19 protein-coding genes and 1 pseudogene are annotated in these 20507 nt (G+C 67.8%); 17 read left to right on the top strand and 3 right to left on the bottom strand.

Features of this window, described 5'->3' with window-relative positions:
• Window positions 1-147: 147 nt before the first annotated feature.
• The 5 genes and pseudogenes from OXU42_16070 to OXU42_16050 all read left to right on the top strand — a co-directional run bounded on the left by OXU42_16070 (window position 148) and on the right by OXU42_16050 (window position 2516).
• On the top strand, window positions 148-429 hold the full coding sequence (locus OXU42_16070; protein MDE0030905.1) for a type II toxin-antitoxin system ParD family antitoxin: 282 nt from the start codon (window positions 148-150) through the stop codon (window positions 427-429).
• Entirely contained in the window at window positions 426-764 is a 339-nt protein-coding gene (locus OXU42_16065; protein ID MDE0030904.1) for a type II toxin-antitoxin system RelE/ParE family toxin, read from the top strand. Before OXU42_16070 ends, OXU42_16065 begins: the two co-directional genes overlap by 4 nt.
• 191 nt (window positions 765-955) lie before the next feature.
• Window positions 956-1246: pseudogene (locus tag OXU42_16060) on the top strand (AAA family ATPase).
• A gap of 94 nt (window positions 1247-1340) precedes the next feature.
• Entirely contained in the window at window positions 1341-2117 is a 777-nt protein-coding gene (locus OXU42_16055) for a DUF4143 domain-containing protein (protein ID MDE0030903.1), read from the top strand.
• Between the two features lie 51 nt (window positions 2118-2168).
• Window positions 2169-2516: a HigA family addiction module antitoxin gene (locus tag OXU42_16050; protein ID MDE0030902.1), complete on the top strand. Its 348-nt coding sequence runs from the start codon at window positions 2169-2171 to the stop codon at window positions 2514-2516.
• 502 nt (window positions 2517-3018) lie between these two features.
• Here the strand turns inward: OXU42_16050 and OXU42_16045 are convergent.
• Genes OXU42_16045 through OXU42_16035 form a run of 3 tightly spaced genes read right to left on the bottom strand, consistent with a single transcriptional unit; the run spans window position 3019 to window position 4947 of the window.
• Window positions 3019-3471: an SRPBCC family protein gene (locus tag OXU42_16045; GenBank protein ID MDE0030901.1), complete on the bottom strand. Its 453-nt coding sequence runs from the start codon at window positions 3469-3471 to the stop codon at window positions 3019-3021.
• A 23-nt stretch (window positions 3472-3494) separates the two neighbouring features.
• The gene (locus OXU42_16040; GenBank protein MDE0030900.1) at window positions 3495-3911 is read right to left on the bottom strand and encodes a tyrosine-type recombinase/integrase; all 417 of its coding nucleotides are present in this window, start codon (window positions 3909-3911) and stop codon (window positions 3495-3497) included.
• A complete protein-coding gene (locus tag OXU42_16035) occupies window positions 3880-4947 on the bottom strand; it encodes an alginate lyase family protein (GenBank protein MDE0030899.1) in 1068 nt (355 codons plus the stop codon). Before OXU42_16035 ends, OXU42_16040 begins: the two co-directional genes overlap by 32 nt.
• Window positions 4948-5301: 354 nt before the next feature.
• Here OXU42_16035 and OXU42_16030 point away from each other — a divergent pair, with 354 nt between their 5' ends.
• The 12 genes from OXU42_16030 to OXU42_15975 all read left to right on the top strand — a co-directional run bounded on the left by OXU42_16030 (window position 5302) and on the right by OXU42_15975 (window position 20468).
• Window positions 5302-6264, top strand: a complete 963-nt coding sequence (locus OXU42_16030; GenBank protein ID MDE0030898.1) for an ABC transporter ATP-binding protein — start codon at window positions 5302-5304, stop codon at window positions 6262-6264.
• Window positions 6265-6307: 43 nt separating this feature from the next.
• A complete protein-coding gene (locus OXU42_16025; GenBank protein ID MDE0030897.1) occupies window positions 6308-7309 on the top strand; it encodes a dipeptide ABC transporter ATP-binding protein in 1002 nt (333 codons plus the stop codon).
• Between the two features lie 51 nt (window positions 7310-7360).
• On the top strand, window positions 7361-7849 hold the full coding sequence (gene greA, locus OXU42_16020; GenBank protein MDE0030896.1) for a transcription elongation factor GreA: 489 nt from the start codon (window positions 7361-7363) through the stop codon (window positions 7847-7849).
• Window positions 7850-7880: 31 nt separating this feature from the next.
• The gene (locus OXU42_16015; protein MDE0030895.1) at window positions 7881-9749 is read left to right on the top strand and encodes a hypothetical protein; all 1869 of its coding nucleotides are present in this window, start codon (window positions 7881-7883) and stop codon (window positions 9747-9749) included.
• Window positions 9746-10516, top strand: a complete 771-nt coding sequence (locus tag OXU42_16010) for a hypothetical protein (protein ID MDE0030894.1) — start codon at window positions 9746-9748, stop codon at window positions 10514-10516. The genes OXU42_16015 and OXU42_16010 overlap by 4 nt, the downstream gene beginning before the upstream one ends.
• Window positions 10513-11910, top strand: coding sequence for a hypothetical protein (locus tag OXU42_16005; protein ID MDE0030893.1), 1398 nt, complete (start codon window positions 10513-10515; stop codon window positions 11908-11910). Before OXU42_16010 ends, OXU42_16005 begins: the two co-directional genes overlap by 4 nt.
• A 153-nt stretch (window positions 11911-12063) precedes the next feature.
• Window positions 12064-13035 carry a MoxR family ATPase gene (locus tag OXU42_16000; GenBank protein ID MDE0030892.1) on the top strand — a complete coding sequence of 324 codons (972 nt, stop codon included), beginning with the start codon at window positions 12064-12066 and terminating at the stop codon, window positions 13033-13035.
• Window positions 13035-13940: a DUF58 domain-containing protein gene (locus OXU42_15995; protein ID MDE0030891.1), complete on the top strand. Its 906-nt coding sequence runs from the start codon at window positions 13035-13037 to the stop codon at window positions 13938-13940. The genes OXU42_16000 and OXU42_15995 overlap by 1 nt, the downstream gene beginning before the upstream one ends.
• Before the next feature lie 4 nt (window positions 13941-13944).
• Entirely contained in the window at window positions 13945-18345 is a 4401-nt protein-coding gene (locus OXU42_15990) for a VWA domain-containing protein (protein MDE0030890.1), read from the top strand.
• A 251-nt stretch (window positions 18346-18596) separates the two neighbouring features.
• Window positions 18597-18731, top strand: a complete 135-nt coding sequence (locus tag OXU42_15985; GenBank protein ID MDE0030889.1) for a hypothetical protein — start codon at window positions 18597-18599, stop codon at window positions 18729-18731.
• Window positions 18732-18858: 127 nt separating this feature from the next.
• The gene (locus tag OXU42_15980) at window positions 18859-19602 is read left to right on the top strand and encodes an ABC transporter ATP-binding protein (GenBank protein MDE0030888.1); all 744 of its coding nucleotides are present in this window, start codon (window positions 18859-18861) and stop codon (window positions 19600-19602) included.
• Window positions 19599-20468, top strand: a complete 870-nt coding sequence (locus OXU42_15975) for a metal ABC transporter permease (protein MDE0030887.1) — start codon at window positions 19599-19601, stop codon at window positions 20466-20468. The genes OXU42_15980 and OXU42_15975 overlap by 4 nt, the downstream gene beginning before the upstream one ends.
• Window positions 20469-20507 lie beyond the last annotated feature (39 nt).

Genomic DNA, 20507 nt, shown 5'->3' with positions numbered 1-20507 from the left:
CCAGCGACGAGCTGGCTCGCGGGTCGACACGGTCGACAGCGTTTCAGCCGATGAATGGATATCAATCATGGCACGCCGGGGACAGGGAGGGTGTCAGTTTTTGCCACCCTATGGTAGGCTTCCAGTAAACAAAACGGAGGTCAGGACATGCCCGCAACTCATGCCCGAAATGTTGCACTCACTCCCCAGCTTGCGCAATTCGTCGACGACCTGATCGCGGCAGGAGCCTACAATAACGCCAGCGAGGTAGTTCGGGACGGTCTTCGTGAACTGCAGCGTCGGAAATTTCTGGATCAGTTGACCGAGCTTCGAGCCCGGATCGGCGTCGGCCTGGATCAACTCGACCGAGGAGAAGGTCGGACAGGCGATCCCACGAGCGTCATCGGAGGCATTCTCCAGGAGGCGAAAACGCGGCGCCGCAATACATGAAGACGGTTGTCTACGCGCCGGTTGCGCTTGCCCGGCTGGCCGACATATTCGATTACACCATTGAGCGGTTTGGAGCGGCACAAGCCGACGCCTACGCGGCGCGGTTGACTCGACGACTTACCGACCTGGCTCTGGGACGAGGCTTGGCGGCACGGCCCTGCGAGCGCCTCATGCGTGACACGCGGGAGGCGGCTGGCCTCACCTACGTCCGCGAGGGGTCACATTACTTGATTCTGCGGGAAAGGCGAGAGACGCTCGAAGTCGTTGAGGTCTTCCATGAGCGAATGAATATCGAAGCGCATCTGGAGCGGCTGCTGGAGAAGGATCCGCCATAGTTCCAGAAGACTGTCGTTTGATCTTGTGGAGGAACGCCATCCTCGGCTACGTGCCCCACACCGTGACGGAGCGATCTGCGCCGCATCGACCGCGGGGGTAGCGTTTCAGTCGGTGAATGGATATCATTCATGCCATGAATGATTTTCTCCCACGACTGATCGGGCTCCGCCTTGAGCAATCTCTGCGTACCATGCCGGCGGTGGTGATCAGCGGCGCCCGGCAGACAGGAAAGAGCACCTTGGCCGGTCCGTTGGTGTCCCGCGAGCGACGCTTTATCTCGTTGGACGACTTCGACGTGCTGGACGCCGCCGTGCGCGATCCGCCGGCGCTGGTGGGTGGTGAGACTCCCGTTACACTGGATGAGGTGCAGCGTGCCCCCGCGCTCTTGACCGCGGTCAAGATGGAAATTGACCGCCATCGCCGCCCGGGCCAGTTTCTGTTGACCGGCTCGGCCAACCTGCTGTTGATGCACCAAGTCTCCGAGTCGCTGGCGGGCCGCGCCAGCCATCTTTCGCTGTGGCCCATGTCGCGGCGCGAGCAGCTTGGCTTGGGCACCTGCGGACTTATGGGAGCAATTGCTCGCCGCTCCCGACACGGCGTGGCTGGAGGTTGTCACGGATGGTGCCTCCGACCCCGAGGACTGGCAGGCGCTGGCCCGGCGCGGCGGCTTTCCGACTCCCGCCTTGCATCTCGAAAACGACGAGAAACGCGCCATCTGGTTCGATGGATACGTGCGCACCTACCTGGAACGCGACCTGCTGCAGCTTTCTTCGGTAGCGTCCCTGCCGGACTTTCGCCGCCTGATGCGCGCCGCCAGCCTGTGTGTCGGCCAGACGGTCAACCAGACGGCATTGGGCCGCGACATCGCGCTGCCGCAGGCCACGGTGCACCGCTACCTCAATCTCCTGGAAACGTCCTGCCTGCTCGTGCGCGTGCCGGCCTACGCCGTCAACCGCACCAAGCGCTTGATGAAGGCGCCGAAGCTCTACTGGAGCGACACCGGTGTTGCCCTGCATCTGGCCGGCGGAGAGCCTACCGGCGCTTTCCTGGAGAATGTCGTGCTCAACGACCTGCTCGTGTGGCGCGACTCCCGTCTCCCGCGGGCCGAGATTCTCCACTGGCGCACCGCGGCCGGCGAGGAAGTGGACTTCGTCCTGGAAACCGCCGATGGACTCCTGCCCATCGAGATCAAGGCAACCCCGCGTCCTGGCCTGGGCGACACCCGGCACCTGCGCACGTTCCGCGCCGAGTATCGCGGACAAGTCCGGGCGGGTTTGTTGCTGCACGCGGGCGACACGACGGAATGGCTGGCGCCGGATGTCCTTGCAGCGCCATGGTGGCGAGTTGTTTGAGTGGGTGGCAGCGTCAAACTCGACTACGAGGATTACCACTGAGAGACAAACATGAAACCTGCCCAAAGCATCCGGATGAAGAACCCTCCGCATCCCGGCGGGTTCGTGAGGTATGAGGTCATCGAAGCTATCGGTCTTTCGGTGACGGCCGCGGCCAAGGCTCTTGGCGTCACGCGGGCGGCACTGTCGGCCGTTCTGAACGAGAGTGCGCGCCTGTCGCCGGAGATGGCGTTGCGGATCGAGAAGGCGTTCGGCGTGTCGATGGACACCCTCATGCGGATGCAGAACAGTCACGACATCGCGAAGGACCGAAGGCGCGAAGCGGAGATCAAGGTTGCATCGTTCGAGAGGAAGGTAATCGCCAACAGGCCTCGCGCGGCCCTTCATACCGAGAGTTGACGTTGGGAAATTGGATTCGGTTCAGGTACGCCGCGCCAAGTCGCCTCTATTGGGCCGGCCGGCCCGCCATGCGTGTTGTCCAGGCCCTGCACTGGATGCAGGACATGCTGACCGACGACACCGAACGACGGCGCGTCCGCACGCTGGTGCGGGCGGTCGTGCAGTTGGCGGTGCGCAGCCGCATGGCGAGGGCATCGGCGGGAGGGCCGACGGAAGTGCCGGCACGAGTGCGGGAGCAAGTGCGCGCCCTCGCGAGCGAGCGAGAGGCCCGCGTAGGGCGTCACCGTCCCGAGACCGCCGAGGCCTCGGAGATCGTAGCCAGCTTCCGTGTCCAGGCGCGTGCGCGGCTCGAAGTCCTCGGTGGCCGAAGGGCGTCCCGCAGCGACCATAGCCGGTCCGTCCCGCTCGATGCGGCACCGTATGACGGAGCCAGCGCCAGGCCCCGGCCACCGGCGCCGTCGTCACGTGTGCGCACAATGGTATGACAGCGGTTGCGGTGAGTTCACGAGGAGGATGTGACATGGGTGGCAATATTGTTCGCTTGAATGTCCCAGCCTTCAGTATTGCCGCGCAGAACTTCAAGGCGGCGAGGATCAGGTATTGCTTCGAAGCCGCTCTCGGTAATGGTCAAACGAGTTCCGTCCGTTGTTGGTTCCAGACGAATTTCGACAAGCGTCATTGGCTGCTCCGAAATATCAACACCAGAGGTCTCATCGAAGTCGTGCCATCTGAATGACAGTAGCTGTTCGTGATCCATGCGCTCAATGACCGCACGCCACGGACAGTGTTCGTAGCCGGGATAGGTCATCATGCCCGTGGACACAGCTCCGGGTTTGAAGGGACCATCCAACTTGACACGGAACCACTGCCCAAACTCAGTGGGCTCTGTTAGCGCGCGCCAGACCCGCGAAACTGGCGCTCCCAATTCAATTGTCTTGACGATACGTTCGGCCATAAGGGCAACCTCCTGGTTGCCAATCATCTTAGCAGTCCTTCTCTGGATTCTCGATGAGACGACCCGGCCCCGTAACCTATCGCCTCGGCGATGATGGTTCCGACCTTCTCCGCCGCCTCGACGAGGTGCCCGTCCGCAACGTGAGCGTAGCGGACGGCGCGGGATTTGCACTCGGCGCCTTCCTCCCTTCCGGCCAGGGCCGCATTGATGCGGCTCGATACCCGGTCGGCGGCGTCGGCAACGGACTGGTCGGATAGGTGGACGTATCGCTCGGTCGTCTCGACCAGGGCATGACCGAGCAGCTTTGCGATGGTCACCATGTCCACGCCGTTCATGGCGGCGGTGGACGCCCAAGAGTGCCGAAGGTCATGAATCCGCAATCCGGGCAAAACCAAAGCCACGCAGCTTTTATTCCACCGCCGAGTAGAAGCACACGGCATCCACGCCGATCCACTCGCCGGAACGGCCGCTGGTGTCGGCCCTACCCACCGCGGAGACCGCCTTTCTCACCAGAGTATTGCCTTTGCTCGAGCGTAGTCCCCTCAGCCTGTGCGTGTTCTCATGGCCGGGAAACTCCCGCATGTAAGACGCCACCCACCCCATGGTGCTCCCCAGCCCGCCCAGGTACTGATCGGTGTAGTGTTTCCTCGAGCCTGGACTGTGGTTCTCCCTGGCGTAGGGGAAGACGATCTTCGGGTCCTCGATGGCGTCGATGAAGAACTTGACCGGCTGGTGGATGGACTTGCCGGGCTGCGGGGCTTTCCTGAACAGGTCGATCCCCTGCGCCCGGGCCCTTTCCGCGAGCATGACGAGTCCGGCAATGGTCCTGCCTTGGTAAAAGAGGGCCCTGGCGCCCCGGCGGGTCTCGATGGGCAGGCTGCCGTCTTCTCTCATGCTGCCGAGGGTGATGTGCCACTGCTCGATGCCCGTTTCGAAGTACCCGTCGTTTCCTGCCAGCGCTCCGTAGGACATGGCCGCCACCGAGGACTGCACAGCATGGTTGTGGGCGGCCTTGCGGACGCTTCCCGTGTCGAAATCGTAGTAGCCGTCCCCGCGCAGGTCGTGGGAGAACTCGTCGACCTTGCTCTTGAGCCAGGCAAGGACCTTTTCCGCGGCATCGGAGGGCAGGGGCTTCTCCGCTTGGGCAATCGCAAGAGCGGCCATCATGGGTCCCGTGAGCCGCATGTTCACGGTAATGGTCGCCCGCCACTCCGCGAGCCTCGTCCAGGGCATTTCCGGTTTGCCGCTTTCCGCCCACTCGAGGGCGTAGTCGCGGATATCCTTGCAGGCCTCGTGGTCCCTGGCGAGGCAAGTCTTGCCGGCCTCTCGGAAGTAGTCGTCGATGTGGTCGTAGGCCTTGTCGGCACCGCGGCTCGTGTCCATGGACGCCGTCAGGACCGGTGGCTTCACCGGGAGGCCGAACCCGCAACGCTGCTGCAAGAGGCCAGCGCCCTGGAGATCGGCCTTCCTCTTCACGTGGTCAACCGCAACGACGCCCGGCTTGGTGACAAGGCGTTCTGCCCGCACCAACGAGTTCAAGCCGACGAAAAGAATCACGGCCAAACCGATTGCGAGTGCTTTCCTTGTGTTCATGGCCGTCTCCGATCAGGGTCCTGTTTAACATGTCCTGCTGTTCCGGTAGAGCCGGGAGAGAGGCAGGCGAGTTGCGGCGCATGAACGCATGGTCCAGGAGATGGTGACGCCGGCCGACGCCTGAGATCACGCCGTCCCCGGAGACCGGCAAAGCCGTTTGCACCCCCACTATTTTTTGGTACAGTGCGCGCTTACGGTTCGGTTTGGGCCGGTGGGGGAGGGCGGCGGCTGCGCGATATGGCGACACTGCTCGAAATCAAGAATCTCCACACTTCGTTCGTCACCGCTGACGGCGAGTTTCCCGCGGTGGACGGGTTGAATCTCACCATCGAGGCGGGCAAGACGCTGGGGCTGGTGGGCGAGTCGGGTTGCGGCAAGAGCGTCACGGCGCTCTCCATCATGCGGCTGATCCCGTCGCCGCCGGGGCGGGTGGCGGAGGGCGAGGTACTCTACCGCGGGCACGATCTCCTCAAGCTGTCGGACGAGGAGATGCGGCAGATCCGCGGCAACGAGATCTCCATGGTGTTCCAGGAGCCCATGACCTCGCTGAACCCGGTGTTCACCGTCGGCGACCAGATCATGGAGGCCATCCGCCTGCACCAGAAGGTGAGCAAGCGGGAGGCGCGCGACAAGGCCGTGGAGATGCTCCGGCTGGTGAAGATCGCCGACCCGAGCGTGCGCGTCAACGACTACCCGCACCAGATGAGCGGCGGCATGCGCCAGCGCGTGATGATCGCCATGGCGCTGTCGTGCAACCCCAGCCTGCTCATCGCCGACGAGCCCACCACCGCGCTGGACGTCACCATTCAGGCGCAGATCCTGGAGCTGATGGGCGAGCTGCAGGACGAGCTCGGCATGGCGCTGCTGCTGATCACCCACGACCTGGGCGTGGTGGCGGAGCAGGCGGACGACGTGGCCATCATGTACGCCGGCCGCATGGTCGAGCGCTCCAAGCCCGAAGTGATCTTCGGCAAGCCGCTGCATCCGTACACCATCGGGCTGCTGAACTCGCTGCCCAGCAGCGCCAGCAAGCGCCGTCTCGACGCTATTCCCGGGGTCGTGCCCAGCCCGCTGGACCTTCCCAGCGGATGCCGTTTCCGGGACCGCTGCTTCAAGGCGTCGGGGATCTGCGCCGAGCACGAGCCCGTGCTCGAGGAAAAGGGGCGCAACCAGTGGGTGGCCTGCTACCGGACCAACTGAAGAGGGAGGTCGACGGAGCCCCCGCGACAGGACGTGGAATCCCATGAGCTTGCTGGAAATCAGGAACCTCAAGAAGTATTTCCCGGTGGCGGAGGGATTGCTCTCCCGGAGCAAGGGGGACGTCAAGGCGGTGGACGGGGTCAGCCTCACGGTGGAGGAAGGAGAGACCCTCGGCGTGGTGGGAGAGTCGGGCTGCGGCAAGTCGACGCTGGGGCGCACGATCCTGCGCCTGATCGAGCCCACCGACGGCGAGATCCTGTTCGAGGACAAGGATATCATGCGTGTCTCCAGCGCGGAGATGCGCGATCTGCGCCGGCGCATGCAGATCATCTTCCAGGACCCCTACGCCTCCCTCAACCCGCGCATGCGCGTGGGCGAGATCATCGGCGAGGGCCTCAAGATCCACAAGATGGCTTCCGGCAGCGGTCGCAGGGAACAGGTGATGGCGCTGCTCGACAAGGTGGGGCTCCGGGAAGACCACTACGACCGCTATCCGCACGAGTTCAGCGGCGGCCAGCGGCAGCGCATCGGCATCGCCCGGGCGCTGGCGGTGTCGCCGAAGTTCATCGTCGCCGACGAACCGGTGTCGTCCCTGGACGTGTCCATCCAGGCCCAGATCATCAACCTCCTGCAGGAGTTGCAGGAGAGCATGAGCCTCACGTTCTTCTTCATCTCCCACGACCTCCGGGTGGTGGAGCACGTCAGCCACCGGGTGGCGATTATGTACCTGGGCAAGGTGGTGGAGATCGCTCCCAGCGACGCCATCTACAAGGACGCGCGCCATCCGTACACCCGCGCGCTGCTGTCCGCGGTACCCATGCCGGATCCCAATCCCAAGAAGGACCGCATGGTGCTGGAGGGCGACGTGCCCAGCCCCGTCAACCCGCCGTCAGGTTGCAACTTTCACCCGCGGTGCCCGTACCGCGAGCAGATCTGCACCGAGGTGGAGCCCGAGCTGGAGTTCGCCTACGGCGGCCACGGCACGGCCTGTCACGTCTTCGGACCCGGCAAACGCTCCTGGCCGAATCCGCCGCGGCTTTCCTGAGGCCGTGCAGAGAAACATTTTCAGACAAACATTCTTCAGAGGTGCAGTCAGATGGCAGACCACGACGGCTCCGTGCCCATGACGGCGCGTGGGCATCAGCAATTGCTGGAGGATCTCCAGCGCCTCAAGTCGGTTGAACGTCCCAGGAACGTCCGCGACATCGAGGAGGCCCGCGCCCACGGCGACCTGTCGGAGAACGCCGAGTATCACGCCGCCAAGGACCGCCAGTCCCTGCTCGACGTTCAGATCCGCGAGCTCGAGGACAGGATCGCGCGCGCGCAGATCATCGACATTTCCAAGCTTTCCGGCGACAAGATCGTGTTCGGCGCCACCGTCAAGCTCGTGGACGACGACACCGACGAGGACGTCGTCTACCAGATCGTGGGCGAGCACGAAGCCGAGCCCAAGGAGGGAAGGATTTCCCTGGGGTCTCCGGTGGCACGGTCGCTGATCGGACGGCGCGTGGGCGACCTGGTGGAGGTGCGCACGCCCGCGGGCGTACGGAACTTCGAGGTCCTGGACGTCTCCTTCATCGAATAGGGTCGCGTTTGTCGCGAGCTGCGCGGCCGCCATGGCGGCCCTGGCGCTGCTCCTCGCCGTTCCCGCTCAGGCTCAGGTCTCGATCCATGCCGAGCCGGGATTCGGCGGCATCTTCCGTCTCGGCGAAGCGCTGCCCGTGCGCATCGAGCTGGTGAACTCCGGCGCGGCGGTGCGCGGCGTGCTGGAGGTGGTGGAGGCCCGCGGCGGTCCCACCCGCGGGATGGACCCCTACTCCTTCATCCAGCAGCGCGACCTCTTTCTCTCCGCCCACGCCCGCAAGGTCCTGTTCGTCACCGTCGACCCGGATACGGTGGCGCAACCGCTGGTGCTGCGCTTCACGGGCGGCGGACAGAGTCATGAGACCGCGGTCACGCTCCGGGGGCGCTTCACGGGCCAGCCGCTGCTGCTGCTGCTGACCCGCAGCAACGTCGCCCCGGCCATTCCCCTTCCCTACGAGACCCCCGTGCCCGTCGTGTCCCTTCCCCTGAGCGATCTGCCCGAGGACGCCCGCGCCTACGGCGGGGTATGGAGCGTCATACTCTACGAGCAGTCCCTGCGCGGCTTGTCGAGGCGCCAGCGCGCCGCGCTGGAACGCTGGCTCTCGTCGGGCGGGACCCTCGCGGTGTTGGGCGGGGCGCACTTCGCCTTGTACCGCGACCGCGCCACCGCGCCGCTGCTCCCCGTTGCCGTGCGCGGGGTGAAGCGCGTGGACGCGTTGCCGGAGCTGTCCGCACAATTCGGCGGCACCCTCGCGGATCTCCTCGTTCAGGATACGGTGGCGGCCGCGGACAGCACGGTGCTCGTGGAAGAAGGGGGCACGCCCATCCTGGTGCAGCGCGATCACGGCGCCGGCCGGGTGACCTACCTGTCGCTGGACGTGGGCCGCCCGCCGGTGTCCGACTGGGAGGGCCTTCCGGCGCTCTTCGGCGAGGTGCTGGGGAAGCCGCCTCCCAGAGGCACCGACCCGTGGAGCGCGTGGAACCGGTCGGTGTTCACGGTCCTGCTCCAGGACTTCGGCTTCTCCAGCCTGCGCTCGCCGATACTGACGCTGCTGCTGGCGCTGGCGCTCTACATCGGCTCGCTGCTGCTGTGGTTCCGTTACTGGAGGAGCGGCGTGCCCGCCGGCTACCGGCTCGCGCTGGTGCCCGCGGCATTGGTGGCGGCATCGGCGCTGGCCGGCTACTGGTACTTCGATCGGGGCGGCCACGTGCCCGACGGCATCCTGATCTCGTCGACCGTGGTGGAGAGCAGTCCGTGGTCCGACATGGCGCCGGTCCACGCCAACGTGGGCCTGTTCGCCACCCGGCACAAGGACTTCTCCTTCAGCCTCAGGGACGGGTGGAGCCAGCTCGACCTCGTGCCCGCCTCCGTCGACGACGCCGAGGCGTCGCTCGTGCTGCGGCAGGGGCGTCCCCACGGACGGGTCCACGTCCCGCTCACGGAATGGAACTCCGCGCTGTTCAAGCTGCGCTCCCTGGAGCCGTCGCCGGTGGGCATCGACTGGCAGCACACCGCGGATACCTACCGGATCGGCATCGCCAACCGCGGCTCCGGCGCGTTCACGGATTGCTGGCTCGTGGTGGGCGGAAAGGGCTACAAGCTCGGCGACGTACCGCCCGGCGGCGTGCTGCGGCGGGAGCTGTCCGCGGTGCCCAAAGGCGAAGGGGAGGAGGAGAGCCAGCCGCGCGACGTGACTTTCGACGACGACGCCCGCCGGCTCCTGCTGCGCTACTCCGTGTTCCCGGACAACGAGGCCGACGACCCCAAGGCGGCCTTCGTCATCGGCTGGATCGGCGGTGACGAACCGGCGCTCCAGGTGGACGACGCGCGGGTCTCGGCGCACCACTTCAAGCTCTTCCGCGTCGCCCTCCCGGTGGGCGCCGAGGAGGAAGACCTGTGAGGCCCTGGACCAATCCGGTGTTCCGCGAGGCCGTGGCGGTGTACTGGGTGGACGGGCAGGCCTACGTCACCTACCTGTTCTACCTGCTCATCCTGGGGGCGCTGCAGCTTCTGGCGCTGGTGCTCCCCTCCGGGGAAGCCCGCTTCTGGATCGGACCGGCCTTCCTCTTCAAGTTCTCCACGGTGGCCTCGCTGCTGCTCATCGTCTACCTGACCCTGCGCTTCGCCGGCCTGGAGTTCCTCGCCTGGCGCTTCTCGCCGCTGCGCCACTGGCTCGAGGAGGAACGGCTGAGCATCACGGCGGTGGCGGGCGGCCTGCTGACCATCCTGCTGGTTCATTCACTGATCCTGCTGCTTTTGGCCGCGCCGCTGCTGGCGTGGTCGGGGGCCATCGCGCGCGCTCCCCTGGCGGACATGGCCTCGACCTTGCCCATGCTGTTCCTCTACGCCGTGGGCTACGGCATCTGGGGCCTCGTGGGGCTGGCCTTCTGGGAACGCAAGGCGGATACCCGCCGGGTCTTCATCCGCTGGATCTTCGTCTGCTTCTTCCTGATCTCCGGCGCCTTCGGCGCATGGGCTCAGACGTTGAACCCGGTGGCGTTTCTGCTCTATCATCTCGGCACACTGGAGATCGCCGCCGCGCCGGTGCGCTGGGGTGTGCTGTGGACCCCTTCGCTGATCCACTGGGGCTTCCAGGGCGTGGTGTTCGCAGTGGCGCTGGCGCTCCTGGCCTGGGGGCTCAGGCGGGTGCAGAAAGGCTACAATTGACCGAACCCGAATCCCTGCTGCGCGAGAAGCTCGCCGAACTGCGCCGGTGGGAGCGGCGCAAGCGTCGCGAGCGCCTGTTGTGGGAGAGCCTCTTCTACGCGGCGCTGACGGCCGCGGCGGTGGTGGCGGCGCGCGCGCTCGTGGCGGCCGACGCCGCCCTGCTGTGGCTTGCGCCGGCGGTCTTCGCCGCGGCGGCCTTGGCGGTGTTCCTGCTGCGCCCCTGGCGCGAACGCGCGTTCCTGGGCGCGCTCAAGGGGGTGGACGACCGCCTGGAGCTCCGGGAACGGGTCCTGACCGCATCGGACATCCTGTCCCGCGAGGCTGCGGAAGGCGGCCGCCGTCCGGAGGAAGAGCTGGTGGTGGAGGAAGCGGCCGAGAAGCTGGCGCGGGTGACCCTCCCGCCGTTGCTGCCGCGCCCGCGGTCCTGGCACGCGTGGGCCGGCGCGTTCCTGGTGCTGCTGGCGGGGGCGGGGATGTGGCTGCCGGCGGGGGGTGCCCCCGAGGCGGTGTCGGCGGCGTCGCGCATGGCCGAGACGCTGCGGGAACACGCCCGGGAGCTGGAGGAGCGGGCGCGCGAGCGGGACCTGGTCGAGAGCCGGCGCATGGCCGAGGCGCTGCGCGAGATGGCCGAAAGGCAGCTCGACGATCCCGCGGACGACGAGTCCGGGATCGAGGCCGCGGTGGGAGCCATGGTGGAGGTGCTGGAGGACATGACCCGCTCGTGGCCCACCGAGGCGGGCCTGGAGTGGCCGGTGCTGTCCGACGCGGCCCTGGAGAAGCTGCGGGAGCAGCTCCAGCGTTCGAGGACGCGGCAGATGGACGGTTCCCTGCAGGGCAAGAGCCGGAGCGAGATGCTGGAATCCATGGGTCTCTCGTCCCTGGACCGGCAGCCCGGGAATTCCACGGAGATGAGCGAGGAGGAGATCCGCGACTTCCTCGACCGCGTGGAGCGGGAGGCCCGGCAGGAGCAGGACCGGCGCGAGATGGCTTCCACGCAACAGTTCCTCACCGAGCTGTTGCCGGGGGATGCGCCGGGCGAATCCCTCGCCGAGGCGGCCCGGCCCGGCGGCCCCAAGAGCGAGATGGAGGAGTCGCCGCCGGCCGGGCGGCAACCGGGCAACGAGCCCGGCAAGGGCGGGCAGGAACCCTACGACCCCGCCTTCCAGGCGCGCGTGCGCACGCATCTGCAAGGGCTCCTGGGGCAGGGGCCGAGCCGTGGGTTCGGCTTCCGCGGCGAGGCGCGTCCGGGCGAGAGCACGGTGACGGAGGAGGCTGTGGTGGTGCGCTATCAACGGCAGGTGGAGGCGGAGCTGTCCTCCGCGGAGATTCCCGCCGAGTTCAAGGAAACCATCAAGAACTATTTCCTGTCCCTGGGAGTGACCGGGAGACCTTAGTCGGAAGCCCGCGCCGCCGCAGGGTACGGACGTGGAAGCGGATCGCCATCTGCCCGCGCCGTGCCGTGAGCGCGCCGGGTTCCGGGGAGCGACGCGAACGTGACACTGGAAGCAACCACCGAGGAAACCACGACCGAGGGCGTACGCACCCGAATGCTGAACGCCCAGCGGTCGTTCGAGGAAGTCAAGAGCGAGATGCACAAGGCCGTGGTGGGCCACGAGGAGCTCATCGAGGGCATCTTCATCGCGCTCGTGTGCGGCGGGCATTGCCTGCTGGAGGGGGTGCCGGGTCTGGGCAAGACCCTGATCGTGCGCTCGCTGGGGGAACTCATGGACCTCAGCTTCTCGCGCATCCAGTTCACCCCGGACCTCATGCCCGCGGACATCACCGGCACCAACGTGGTCAACGAGGACGCGTCGGGGCGCAAGGTGTTCGTGTTCGAGGCCGGTCCGGTGTTCGCCAACATCGTGCTGGCCGACGAGATCAACCGGGCCACGCCCAAGACCCAGTCGGCGCTGCTGGAGGCGATGCAGGACCAGAGCGTCACCGCGGGCGGCGCGCTTCATGCCATCCCCAGCCCGTTCATGGTCCTGGCCACCCAGAACCCCATCGAGATGGAGGGGACCTATCCGCTGCCGGAGGCGCAGGTGGACCGCTTCTTTTTCAAGCTCATCGTCCGTTACCCCTCGTACGACGAGATGGCGCGCATCGCCGATCTCACCACCGCCGCGCCGTCCGGGGCCCTCGCCAAGGTGCTGGCGGCGGAGTCCGTGCTGGAGATGCGCGCGGCGGTGCGGGCGGTGCCGCTGGCCGCCGCGGTGCGCGACTATGCCGTGCGCTTGGTGATGGCGACCCACTCCGAGACCGAGCACAGCACGGAGCTGGCGCGCAAGTACGTGCAGTACGGCGCCAGCCCCCGCGGCCTGCAGGCGGTCATCCTGGCGGCCAAGGCGCGGGCGTTGCTCTCCGGGCGGCCCAACGTTTCGTTCGAGGACATCCGCCGCGACCTGATGCCGAGCCTGCGCCACCGGCTGCTGCTCAACCTGGCGGCGGAGGCCTCGGGCATCGCGCCGGAGGCGGTGCTGGAAGAGGTGCTGGCGCGGGTGCCGGAGGTGCAGGCCTGATGGCGGTGGCCGAGGCGCGCTCCGAGGCGCACCGCTTCCTCGAGCCCGACTTCCTGGCGCGGCTGGACAAGCTGCGCCTGGTGGCCAAGCGCCTGAGCTGGGGCGTGGCCCGGGGCGAGCACCCGACCATCCGCAAGGGCTACAGCCTGGAGTTCTCGGACTTCCGCAAGTACAGCCAAGGCGACGACCTGCGCTACGTGGACTGGAACGTGTACGGGCGCCTGGAGCGGCTGCTGCTCAAGGTGTTCACGGCCGAGGAGGAGATCACGGTCTATCTCCTGCTGGACGCCAGCCTGTCCATGGCCCAGGGAGACCCCGCCAAGCTGGAGTTCGCCAAGAACGTGGCCGCGGCCCTGGGCTACATCGGCCTCAAGACCCACGACCGGGTCGGGGCCATGGGCTTTGCCGCGGACGTGGGGGCGCAGTTGCCGCCGGCGCGCACCCGGGGCCAGATCCTGTCGCTGTTCAACTTCCTCGAGGAACTGGCTCCCGCCGGCCGCACCGACCTGGAGGCGTCCATGAAGACCTTCACCCGGATCTATCCGCGGCCCGGTCTCGTGGTGCTGTTCAGCGACCTGCTGGACGCTGCCGGCTGCCGCGCCGGGCTGGAGGAGCTGGCGCGGAAGCGGCACGATGTCCTTCTGGTGCACGTCCTGGGGGAGGGCGAGAACCGGCTGGATCCAGACGGCGACGTGTCCCTGGTGGACGTGGAGAGCGACCGGGAACGGCGGGTGTTCCTCGACGGCGACCTGGCCGAACGCTTCCACCGGGAGGTGGAGGCGTACTTCGACGGCACCCGGCGTTTCTGCGAGAGCCAGGCCATGGACTACCGCCGCACCACCAGCGACGTCCCCTTCGACGACTTCGTCCTGCGCTACCTGACCCAGGACAGACGACCCGGATAACGCCGTGCTCTGGCTCTTCCCCACCGCCTTCTTCATCCTGCTCGGAGCGGTGCCGCTCATCCTGCTGCTCAACAGCCTGCGGCCCAGGGGTCCACGTGTCCCCGTAACCGCATTGTTCCTCCTGGAGAAGGTGCTGCGGGAACGCCCCATGGGCCGCCGCCTGGGCTGGCTCTGGCACCGCAACCTGCCGTTGATCCTGCAACTCCTGGCGGCCCTGGCGGTCATCACCGCGCTGGCGGGCCCCGCGCTCCTGGGCGTGGGCGCCGGCGCCCGCGACTGGGTGGTGGTGATGGACCAGAGCGCCAGCATGAAGGCGGCCGGCGCGTCCGGCGTGCGCTTCGACGCCGCCCGGGAAGAACTGCTCCGGCGCATCGACGGGCTCGGCGGCGGCGACCGCATGATGATCATCGGGGCGGCGGCGGAGCCCGTGGTGGTGCAGCCCTTCACACGGGACCGCGCCCGGCTCCGGCGCACCGCGCGGGACCTGTCCGCCACCGACGCCGAGGCGCCGGTGAAGGAGGCGGTGCTGCTGGCGCACACGTTCCTCAAGCGCCAGGGGCCGCACCGGGTGGTGGTGCTCACCGACGGCGCCTTCAAGGGCATCGAGGAGTTGCCGTGGGCCGCATCCTACCTGGAGCTGGTGCAGGTGGAGGGCGGCGCGGACAACGTCGGCATCCTGGGTTTCCAGTTTCGCCGGGTGCCCGGCGAGGCCGACGAGTACGAGGCCATGGTGCTGGTGCAGAACTTCACCGAGCGGCCGGTGCACGCGCCGCTGGTGGTCACCGTGGCCGACCGGGTGGTGAGCCGCACGCTGCTGTCCCTGGGGCCGTCCGCCCGCGAGGTGCTGATCTACGGCGTTCCGGGTCCCCTGCGCGGGCGCGCCACCGCCCTGCTGGCCGTCGACGACGACCTCCAGACCGACAACCGCGCGTATCTGTCCTTCCCGGACGAACGCCCCACGCGGGTGCTCTACGTGGGGCCCGGCAACCCGTACCTGGAACGGCTGTTGCGCTATTTCCCCCACGTCACCCTGGCGCGCATCGACCGCATCCCGGAGGACCGGGTCACCGAGCAGGTGGCCGCCTACGACGTGGTGATGCTTGACCGGGTGCCGGCGCCGCCCCTTGAGCGCGGCAACTTCATCCTCATGCGCACGGTGCCGGAAGGGCTGGGGCTGCGCGTGGCCGGAGTGGCCCCCCGGCCGGTGTTGGCGTCGGCCGATTCCGCGCACCCGCTGGCGGCGGGCGTGCGTCTCGACGGGCTGGTGGTGCGCGACGCCCTGGCGCTCGCGGCCGACGGTGGAGGCGTTTCCCTGGCGGCGTCCGAGGGCGGGCCCTTGATCCACGTGGTGGAGAAGGGCGACCTCAAGGCGCTGGTCTTCGCCTTCGACCTCACCCGGTCGGATCTTCCGTTCCGTGTGTCGTTCCCGTTGCTGGTGCGCAACGCCTTCTCCTGGTTCCGGCCCGCGTCTCGCGAGTTCCCGGCCAGCCAGGTGGCCGCGGGCCTGCCGTTCGTAGCCGACGTGGGCGTGGACGAGGAGCAACTGGTGTTCGTGAGCCCGTCGGGCGAGACCCTCCCCGTGCGCACCCGGGAACGCACCGGCACCTACAGCGACACCGCGGAGGTGGGTTTCTACCAGTTCAGCGGGACGCGCGGGGACGGCGAGTTCGCGGTGAACCTGTTCAGCGAGGAGGAGTCGCGCATCCGGCCGTCGTACCGGGCGGAGCCCGCGGAGGCCGCGCCGGCGGCGGCCGAGAGCGCCCCGGGCGCCCGCTTCGACCTTTGGCCGGTGTTGCTGGTGCTGGGTTTGGCGTTGCTCCTGGCGGAGTGCGTGCTGGTCTGCCGCATGCGCCGGTCGCTGCTGCCGCTGTGGCTGCGGGTTCCCGCGGCCGCGGTGCTGGTGCTGGCCCTGGTGAACCCGCGCATGCTGGCGGAGGACCCCGAGTTGGACGTGGTCATGGCCGTGGACCTCTCCCACAGCGTCGGGGAGGAGGCCCGCGCGCGCGCCGCGGACATGCTGGAGCGCGCCCAGGAGAAGTTGAACCCCAAGGTGCGCCTGGGCCTGTTCTCCTTCGCGCGGCGCCCCCAGTGGGAGTTTCTCCCCACCGACGAGATCCCGGTGAGCGAGCTGCCGCCCCCGCCCGAGCGCGACGCCACCGACCTGGCGGCGGCCATTCAGGGCGCCCTTGGAGAGCTGAGCGAGGGGCGCGAGAGCCGCATCGTGCTCATCTCGGACGCCAACGAGAACCGCGGCTCGGTGGAGCGGGTGCTGCCCATGCTGCGTTCCCACGGAGTGGCCGTGTGGCCGTATCCGGTAAGCCTCGCGGAGGGCCGGAACGAGGTCTACCTGTCCGAGTTCTCGGTGCCCTCGGTGGTGGACAGCGGCGAGACCTTCGAGATCAAGGCCGCCCTCACCAGCGCCGGGGCGTCGTCCGCCAGCATATCCCTGCTGCGCGACGGACGCGTGATCCGCTCCACGCGCCGGGAACTGGCCCCCGGCGCCAACTGGCTCAGCTTCACCGACAGCGTGGACCGGCGCGGCACCCACACCTACGAGCTGATGGTGGAGGCGGACGCGGACGTGCTGGCGGAGAACAACCTGCTGCAGGGCATCGTCAGCGTCAAGGGACCTTCGCGCATCCTCTACCTCCACGACCCGGACGCGGCCCGGCGCTTCATGGCCGAGGCGCTGCGGGTCCAGGGTTACGAGGTGGAGGAGAAGACCCCGGCGCGGGCCAACCTCACCCTGCCCGAGCTGTCGGGCTTCGACCTGCTGGTGCTGGACAACGTCCCCGCCTACCAGCTCTCGCAGGTCAAGATGGAGCGCATCGAGCGCTTCGTGCGAGATCTCGGCGGCGGCCTCATCGTGCTCGGCGGCACCCGCAGCTACGGCGCCGGCGGATACTATCGCACGCCCCTGGAGCAGACGCTGCCGGTGGAGATGCGTCCGCCGGTGCGCATGGAGTTGCCCCACGTGGCGCTGCTCTTCGTGGTGGACAAGTCCGGCAGCATGGGCGGCGGCCCCTTCGGTACCACCAAGCTGGATCTGGCCAAGGCCGCCACCATGGCGTCGGCCGAGCTGCTCAACCCCAGCGACGAGGTGGGCATCCTCGCGTTCGATTCCAACTGGGAGTGGGTGGTGCCGTTCCGGCAGGCCGGCGGCGGTGAGAGCATCGCCGAGGACGTCGCCCGGCTCACCTCCGACGGCGGCACGGACCTGCTCAAGGCCATGGTAGAGGGCCGCCGCGCCCTCGCCGAGAAGAAGGCCGCCATCAAGCATGTGTTGGTGCTGTCCGACGGCCTCACCGAGAAGGCGGACTTGGTGGAGCAGGTCACCCGCATGGCCCGGGACCGCATCACGGTCTCCACGGTCTCCATCGGCGGCGACGCCGACCGGCGGCTCATGACCCAGCTTGCCCAGGGCGGCCGTGGGCGCAGCTACGCCACCGTGGACCCGCGCACCATCCCGCAGATCTTCACCACCGAGACGCTGCTCATCTCGCGGGACCTGCTGGTGGAGAAGACCGTGACGCCGGTGGCGCTGGGGGGTTCGGGGCCCATGCGCGGGCTGACGGGGCAGCCGCTGCCGCAGATCCTGGGCTACGTCCTGACCCACGTGAAGCCGCGCGCAGAGGTCCACCTGCGCGCCGGCGAGGACCCGCTGCTGGTGTCGTGGCGCTACGGGCTGGGACGTGTGTACGCCTTCACCTCGGACGTCTCGGGCCGCTGGGGGCGCCACTGGGTGCAGTGGCCCGCGTTCTCCAGATGGGCCGCGCAGATGGCCCGGCTGGCGGTGCGGAACGTCTCCGAGCATCGTCTGCGTACGGACTTCGTGCGCGAGGGTGAGGCCATGAGCGCGGTGGTGGATCTCTTCTCGGCTTCGGGACGGCCCGTGAACCACCTAAAGCTTCAGGGACTCCTAACCCGCGCCGACGAGACCTTGCAGGAGGAGACCTTCCGGCAGGTGGCGCCGGGCCGCTACCAGACCCGCTTCGCCACCCCGAGCCGGGGCATCAACCTGCTCACCGTCCAGCACCCCACCGGCGTGCTCCCGGGGGTGCCTCCCCTGGTTCCCAACCTGGCGATGGGTGCCGCCGCGTCTGCCGTCGGGTCCGCCGCCGCGTCTCCCCTTGCCTTCACCGTCCCGTTCATCGTCCCGTTCTCGCAGGAGTATCGCGAAATGAACGCCAACCAGGAGTTGCTGGAGCGCTTGGCCCGGGAGACGGGCGGCAAGGTGCTGCAGGCGAACACCCTGGCCGAGGACATCGAAGGTCTCTTCACCGCCGACCCCGACGCCGCCGGATCGGTCCGCGGCATCTGGTGGGCGCTCGCCGCCGCCGGCCTCGGCGTCTTCCTGCTGGACCTGGCGTTGCGCGCCTTCCTGCACGTGCGCCGGGCGCGTTGAGAGGTCGAGCCGGTCACCGTCGCCTTCGGCGTGACCGTGCCGTACGCCGCCGTCCCGCTTCCGCTCTGTTCACGCCCCGCACCTGCACCCGATAGGCCAAGCGCAACGTCACCGGGGAGGTGACAACGAAAACCGCGGGTGGGGGCTTGACGAGTTCATTATTGATATAATAATATCAATAACTCTATCGCGGGGCTCCAGAATATGGCCGCGCGGCCTCGTTCGGGAGGCCTGCATGAGGAAAAATGCACATGACACGTACTTTCACACGGCGGTGGCCGCGTGCTGCCGTCGTGCTGTCGCTGGTGCTCATGGAGAGCCGGTATACGCATGGACCGTCGCGGCGGGTGGACGTGAGCGCCCCCGCTCAGGGGGCGCTGTCATGAGGGCGCGGCTCGGCGCTTCAGTCCGGCTGCTGCCGCTCGGCGCCGGCCCCCGGCTGGTCGGCGCCGCCCTGATCGTAGCCGCGCTTTGGGGCGCGTTCTTCTGGGCGACGTCCACGCCGGGGGGGCCATGACCTGCGCCCTCGAGTTTCAGGACCTGACCCTCGGCTACGATCGGCATCCCGCGGTGCACCGCCTCTGTGTCGAGATCGCCGAGGGCAGCCTGACGGCCATCGTCGGACCCAACGGGGCCGGCAAATCCACGGTGCTGAAGGGAGTGATCGGCTCACTCCGCCCGCTCGAAGGTCGGATCGCCTTGGGCCGGATCGCGCGGGGCGGAATCGCCTACCTGCCGCAGCAATCGGACGTCGACCGGTCTTTCCCGATCGCCGTCGCCGACCTCGTGGCGATGGGCCTCTGGCGGGAGATCGGCGGTTTTGCCGGCTTGCGGGCCATTCACCACGCACGCGTCGCCGAAGCGATTTCCGCGGTGGGCCTCGAAGGGTTCGAGAAGCGGCCCATCGGGTCGCTGTCGGGCGGCGAGCTACAGCGCGCGCTCTTCGCGCGGCTTCTGTTGCAGAATGCCGGGCTCGTCCTGCTGGATGAGCCCTTCACTGCGGTTGACGCGAGAACAACGGCCGATCTCATCGGCGTGGTGCGGCGCTGGCACGGCGAGGGCCGCACGGTGCTCGCCGTTTTGCACGACTTCGACACGGTGCGGGCTCACTTTCCGCACTCGCTGATGCTGGCGCGCGAGCTCGTTGCCCATGGACCCACCGCGCAGGTGCTGACGGCCGAGAACCAGTGCCGCGCCCGCGAACTGTGCGAGGCCTGCGCCGCCACCCCGCATGCCTGGGGGAGGAGCGTTGCATGATGTGGGAGGTTCTCGTCCAGCCCTTCGCCGACTTCGGCTTCATGCGGCGCGCGCTGATGGGCTGCATTGCGATCTCGGTGGGCGCGACACCGGTCGGGGTATTCCTGATGCTGCGCCGCATGAGCCTTACGGGCGACGCGATGGCTTGTGCGATCCTTCCGGGTGTGGCCGTCGGCTATCTCTTCGCGGGCCTCTCGCTTGGGGCGATGGCCGTTGGCGGGCTGCTCTCAGGCATGGTTGTGGCGCTGCTTGCGGGTTTCGTGACCCGTTTCACGGTGCTGCGCGAGGACGCGAGTCTGGCGGCCTTCTACCTGATCTCGCTGGCGTTGGGCGTGCTGATCGTGTCCACCCGGGGCAACAATGTCGATCTGATGCACGTGCTTTTCGGCACCGTGCTCGCGCTCGACGACAACGCCTTGATCCTTCTCTGTTCCATCGCGAGCGTTTCGTTGTTCGCGCTCGCGGCCCTGTTTCGACCGCTCGTGCTCGAATGCGCGGATCCGCAGTTCCTGCGCTCGGTGAGCGGGCTCAGCGCCATGACGCACTTCACGTTTCTTGCCCTCGTCGTGCTGAACCTCCTGGGCGGCTTTCACGCGCTCGGCACGCTGATGGCCGTCGGTATCATGATCCTTCCCGCGGCCGCCGCGCGATTCTGGGCAGTCAGCATCGGTGGACTGATCGCCGCCGCCGTTGCTTTTGCGATGCTCTCGAGCCTGAGCGGCATGCTTCTCTCCTATCACTTCAGCCTGCCATCCGGGCCGGCGATCATCCTTGTCGCGGGTCTCGCCTACGCGCTGTCGCTGGCCTTCGGGCCGGTGGGCAGTCTCGCCGGGCGGGCCTTCCCGCTCCGTTATCTCGAAGCCTGAAACAAGAAAGGGGACTGATTCCATGAACACCAATCGCAT

The organism is Deltaproteobacteria bacterium (assembly GCA_028818775.1).
Taxonomy (GTDB): Bacteria; Desulfobacterota; Binatia; order UBA9968; family JAJDTQ01; genus JAJDTQ01.
This window is presented reverse-complemented; position numbering and strand designations above follow the sequence as displayed.

Excerpts from the sequence above, each read along its gene's own strand:
- OXU42_15995 (MDE0030891.1), top strand. The coding sequence starts at position 13,035 with ATGGCGGTGGCCGAGGCGCGCTCCGAGGCGCACCGCTTCCTCGAGCCC.
- OXU42_16070 (MDE0030905.1), top strand. The coding sequence starts at position 148 with ATGCCCGCAACTCATGCCCGAAATGTTGCACTCACTCCCCAGCTTGCG.
- OXU42_16045 (MDE0030901.1), bottom strand. The coding sequence starts at position 3,471 with ATGGCCGAACGTATCGTCAAGACAATTGAATTGGGAGCGCCAGTTTCG.
- OXU42_16025 (MDE0030897.1), top strand. The coding sequence starts at position 6,308 with ATGAGCTTGCTGGAAATCAGGAACCTCAAGAAGTATTTCCCGGTGGCG.
- OXU42_16040 (MDE0030900.1), bottom strand. The coding sequence starts at position 3,911 with ATGCCGTGTGCTTCTACTCGGCGGTGGAATAAAAGCTGCGTGGCTTTG.
- OXU42_16065 (MDE0030904.1), top strand. The coding sequence starts at position 426 with ATGAAGACGGTTGTCTACGCGCCGGTTGCGCTTGCCCGGCTGGCCGAC.
- greA (MDE0030896.1), top strand. The coding sequence starts at position 7,361 with ATGGCAGACCACGACGGCTCCGTGCCCATGACGGCGCGTGGGCATCAG.
- OXU42_16015 (MDE0030895.1), top strand. The coding sequence starts at position 7,881 with ATGGCGGCCCTGGCGCTGCTCCTCGCCGTTCCCGCTCAGGCTCAGGTC.
- OXU42_15980 (MDE0030888.1), top strand. The coding sequence starts at position 18,859 with ATGACCTGCGCCCTCGAGTTTCAGGACCTGACCCTCGGCTACGATCGG.
- OXU42_16050 (MDE0030902.1), top strand. The coding sequence starts at position 2,169 with ATGAAACCTGCCCAAAGCATCCGGATGAAGAACCCTCCGCATCCCGGC.
- OXU42_15985 (MDE0030889.1), top strand. The coding sequence starts at position 18,597 with ATGACACGTACTTTCACACGGCGGTGGCCGCGTGCTGCCGTCGTGCTG.
- OXU42_16030 (MDE0030898.1), top strand. The coding sequence starts at position 5,302 with ATGGCGACACTGCTCGAAATCAAGAATCTCCACACTTCGTTCGTCACC.
- OXU42_16000 (MDE0030892.1), top strand. The coding sequence starts at position 12,064 with ATGCTGAACGCCCAGCGGTCGTTCGAGGAAGTCAAGAGCGAGATGCAC.
- OXU42_15975 (MDE0030887.1), top strand. The coding sequence starts at position 19,599 with ATGATGTGGGAGGTTCTCGTCCAGCCCTTCGCCGACTTCGGCTTCATG.